We start from the raw sequence: 3,863 nt of genomic DNA, 5'->3' as shown, positions 1-3,863 counted from the left end.
GGACGGGCCGGTGCTGCTCGTCGACGACCTGATCGACTCGGGCTGGACGGCGACCATGGTGCCCGGCTGCTGCGCCGGGCCGGCGCCCCCGACGTCCTGCCCCTCGCCCTCGCCGTGGCCGGCTGACCCGGCTCGCCGGCACCGGGTGGCGGCGGGGTTCCCGGGGCGGTCGTCCGCGGCGCAGGAAAAGTTCCCGGCCGGGCCGGAATGCGAGCGTCACCACCGTCACCGACCGTGCGCGGGTCGGCACCACGTCCAGCGGTACCGTGGGCCCATGACCGAGCAGCGACCCGTCACGCAGACGTACGCCATCACCGGGATGACCTGCGAGCACTGTGTGCGGGCGGTCACCGGGGAGCTGTCCGCCCTGCCCGGCGTCGAGGAGGTCCAAGTGGACCTGACCACCGGCACCGCCACCGTCACCAGCGCCGCGCCGCTGCCGGTCGAGTCGGTGCGGGCCGCCGTCGACGAGGCGGGTTACGAGTTGGCCGGCGGCGTTGCCTGAGTCGCCGCCCGCCGGACCGGCCGCCGCAGACCCGCCCGCGTGGCCGGTCGAGCCCGCGCCGGCGGTCGGTTTCGGCGTCCCGGTGGGGGGGCCGCCCCTCCGGCCGGACCGGAGCACCCTGCGGCTGGCGCTGGTGGTCGGCGGGCTGGTGCTCGCCGTACTCCTCGGCTTCGGCCTCGGCCGGCTGAACCCGCCGCCCAGCACGGCGTCCGGCGCGGCCCCGACGCCGGCGGGCACACCCACCCGCCCGGCACCGGCGCGCACTCGCACGGCGGGGCGGCCGTCGACCAGGGCACCGCCGCGGACGCCGCCGGCCTGTCGGTCAGCGCGGCCGGCTACACCCTCACCCCGTCGGCCGTGGAGTTCCCGGTCGGCCGGGCCGGTGAGCTGCGGTTCCAGATCCGCGACCAGCGGCGGCGGGCGGTCACCCGGTTCGCCGTCGTGCACGACAAGCCGATGCACCTGATCGTGGTCCGCCGCGACCTCACCGGCTACCAGCACCTGCACCCGACGATGGCCCCGGACGGCACCTGGTCGGTGCCGCTGACGCTGACCGAGCCGGGCGTCTGGCGGGCGTACGCGGACTTCACCGCGGTCGCCGACGACGGCGGGCAGACCGCCGTCACCCTCGGGACCGACCTGACGGCCCCCGGCGGGTACGCGCCCCGCCCGCTGCCGGCGCCGGCCACCACCGGCACGGTCGACGGGTTCACCGTCGCCTACGAGGGGACCCCGAATGCGGGGGAGCCGACTCCGTTGCGGTTCCGGGTCAGCGCCGGTGCCGCCGCGGCGCCGCTGGAGCGCTACCTGGGCGCGTACGGCCACCTGGTCGCGCTCCGCGAGGGCGACCTGGGCTACCTGCACGTGCACCCGCAGAGCGGGCGGGACGGCGATGCGGTGACGTTCCAGCTGACCGTGCCCGGCCCCGGCCGCTACCGGATGTTCCTGGACTTCCAGGTGGCCGGCGTGGTGCACACCGCCGGCTTCACGGTGACGGTGCCCTGACCGCTCGCCGACCGCTCGGGCGGCCCGGTGGACCGGCAGGCTGACCGCTCAGCCGGCCCGGCGGACCGGGCGGCGGGCCAGGTAGCGGAGCAGGTCGCGGATGTGGTGCTTCTCCTCGGCGGGAACGCTGGGGTCGGCCAGCCGCTCCAGGATCACCCGGACGTCCGCCTCCACCGGCGCGTCCTCGGCGCGGCGGCGCGGCGTGGGGCCGGCGTCGGGCAACCCGAGGGCCCGGAAGGCGGCCGCCACCGGCAGGTCGAGGGCACCGCAGAAGCCGCGCACCTTGGCCAGCTCGGGGTAGTCCTGCCAGTCACCGGCGAGCCAGCGGAACACGGTGGAGCGGCCCACGCCGGTGTGCGTGGCCAGGTCGGTCACCGTCCAGCCGCGCACTTCACGGGCGTCGTCGATGGCGCGACGCACGAAACGCGCGAAGGCCATCTGCGGCGATACCTCTGCGGAACCCATTCCTGCGGGGTCTTCCTTCCCGACCGGAGCACCGGACGGTGCGCCTAAGAGGGTAGTACGGCGCGACGCGGAGGCAACCGACCGACCGGTCTGATCGTCTCGTGGGCGGGACTCGCGGGGCGTCGGGAAGCGCAGCGGCGAGCGGGGCCGCTAGGCCGCCGGCCCGTCGGTCCCCGCGCCGGACAGCAGGGTCTCCAGCCGCGGCGTGACCTGCCACTGGTCGACCAGCTCCCGGTACTCCGCCCGCTGCGCGTCGGTCGGGGCCGTCCCGATCCGGCGGGCCCGAATCAGCAGGTTCCGCGGGGTGTGCCGGGAGTCGACGAACTCGACCACCTCCGCCCGGTAGCCGTGCAGCCGGAGCAGCCCGGCCCGCAGCGCGTCGGTCAGCACGTCGGCGAACCGCTCCCGCAGGATGCCCTGCCGGGTGAGCAGGTCGTACGGCGCGGGCGCCGGCCGGGCGCGCAGCTGGGCGGCGATGTCGTGGTGGCAGCAGGGCGCGGCGAGCACCCAGCGGGCCCCCCACCGGACGGCGCGGGCCAGCGCCTCGTCCGTGGCGGTGTCGCAGGCGTGCAGCGCCAGCACCAGGTCCGGGGCCGGCTCGACCACCGCGTCGGCGATGGTGCCGGCGACGAAGTGAAGCTGGTCCGCCCAGCCCAGCCGCTCGGCCAGCTCGGTGTTGCGCCGGCGCTGGTCCTCGCGCACGTCCACGCCGACCAGCTCCACGTCCAGCCCGCGGGCGGTGAGGTACCGGTGGGCGGCGAAGGTCAGGTACGCGTTGCCGCAGCCCAGGTCGACCACGCGGAGCGGGCCGGTCAGGTCGTCCGGCAGGGTCGCGGCCAGCGCCCGGAGGAACGCGTCCACCTGTCGGCGCTTCGCGCCGAGCCGCCGATCTCGGCGAAGATCGGATCGCCCGGGTCGAGCAGGTAGTCCTTCTCCCGGTCGTGCCCGCCCGGCTCGGCCGCCGGCCGGCTCGCCGCCGCCCGGTGCACCTGCGCCTCGCCCGACTTGGTCACCCGCAGCTGCAGCGTCGCGTCGGCCGTCTCCACATGCCAGTTCCCGAACGGCTCGGCCAGCAGCGCGTCGACCGCCGCGCCGGCCTCCACGCCCGGCGCCACGTTTCTGGTGTACGGCCGGGCCCCGTCGGAGGTGGAGATCTGTAGCCGCGGGCCGGCCTTGAGGGTGACCGGCCGCAGCTCGGCGCGGACCACCGAGGGCCGGTGCCCCCGGCGTCGTCCGGCGGCGACCGCCCGGGTCAGGGCGGGGTCGAGCAGCAGCGCCCGGACCTCGGTCAGGGCGGCGTCCAGCGGTTCCGGCATCGCTCCATCATCCTTCCCGGCCGCCGGCTTCCCCGGCGGTCCGGTCGTGGGTGTCCTGTGGCACCCCTCCGCTCCGCTCGCGGTGGCAGGGAGTGCCGGTGCTGGGTGTCCTCTCGACATCCTTTGCTCTGCTTCAGCCGCCGCAACACCTGGCGGGCGATGGTGTTGCCTCCGCTGCAGCAGAGCAAAGGGCACCAGGTGGGGTGTCCCGCGTCCGAGCGCCGGCAGCCCGGCCCGGCTGCGTGGCCCCCGGACAGGGGACGTCCCCCGTACCGGGGACCGGTGCGGGGGACGTCGGAGTGTCGCAAGGGTCAGTCGGCGGTGGCCTCGGCCGGCGTACCGGCGCCCGAACCACCCGCACCACGGCGGCGCCGGCGGCGACGCGGCTTCGACGCGCCTCGCCCTCGGCGGAGGCCGCCGCGGCCGGCTCGCTGCCGTCCTCGGCGGAGATCACCGCGGTGGGCTCGCCGGCGATCGTCTCGCCCGCCCGGCGGCGACGCCGCCGGCGCGGGGTACGGGTGCCCTCCTCGGCGGAGGCGTCGGCGGGCGTCCCGCCCTCGGGCGTGGCCGCG

The 3,863-nt window shown here is 76.8% G+C and carries 4 protein-coding genes and 2 pseudogenes; 4 read left to right on the top strand and 2 right to left on the bottom strand.

Annotation, left to right across the window (positions count from 1 at the left end; all coding sequences use genetic code 11):
* The 3 genes and pseudogenes from JNW87_RS41860 to JNW87_RS40320 form a co-directional block, all read left to right on the top strand.
* Nucleotides 1-126, top strand: a pseudogene (locus JNW87_RS41860) (phosphoribosyltransferase); the annotation flags it as partial.
* Nucleotides 127-274: 148 nt separating this feature from the next.
* Nucleotides 275-505 (top strand): heavy-metal-associated domain-containing protein, encoded by a 231-nt coding sequence (locus tag JNW87_RS35970; protein WP_238455233.1) that lies wholly within the window; start codon nt 275-277, stop codon nt 503-505.
* Between the two features lie 357 nt (nt 506-862).
* Nucleotides 863-1,510: a hypothetical protein gene (locus tag JNW87_RS40320; RefSeq protein ID WP_305070482.1), complete on the top strand. Its 648-nt coding sequence runs from the start codon at nt 863-865 to the stop codon at nt 1,508-1,510.
* 48 nt (nt 1,511-1,558) lie between these two features.
* Here the strand turns inward: JNW87_RS40320 and JNW87_RS35960 are convergent, their stop codons facing one another.
* Both JNW87_RS35960 and JNW87_RS35955 read right to left on the bottom strand, forming a co-directional pair.
* Nucleotides 1,559-1,975, bottom strand: a complete 417-nt coding sequence (locus JNW87_RS35960; RefSeq protein ID WP_109804612.1) for a helix-turn-helix domain-containing protein — start codon at nt 1,973-1,975, stop codon at nt 1,559-1,561.
* Nucleotides 1,976-2,125: 150 nt separating this feature from the next.
* A pseudogene (locus JNW87_RS35955) lies at nt 2,126-3,291 on the bottom strand (SAM-dependent methyltransferase).
* Between the two features lie 299 nt (nt 3,292-3,590).
* On the opposite strand from JNW87_RS35955, the gene JNW87_RS35950 reads away from it, so the two are divergent.
* Nucleotides 3,591-3,863 (top strand): hypothetical protein (locus JNW87_RS35950; protein WP_238455232.1); only part of this gene is annotated, 273 nt, incomplete at its 3' end.

Origin of the sequence: Micromonospora sp. ATA51 (genome assembly GCF_016802855.1) — a bacterium.
Lineage (GTDB): Bacteria > Actinomycetota > Actinomycetes > Mycobacteriales > Micromonosporaceae > Micromonospora > Micromonospora sicca.
Note: the sequence above shows the minus strand (reverse complement) of the source record. Positions and strands in the feature narration are given on the sequence as shown.

Bases quoted from the DNA above. Each gene is read 5' to 3' on its own strand.
- JNW87_RS35970 (WP_238455233.1), top strand. From the start codon at position 275: ATGACCGAGCAGCGACCCGTCACGCAGACGTACGCCATCACCGGGATG.
- JNW87_RS35960 (WP_109804612.1), bottom strand. From the start codon at position 1,975: ATGGGTTCCGCAGAGGTATCGCCGCAGATGGCCTTCGCGCGTTTCGTG.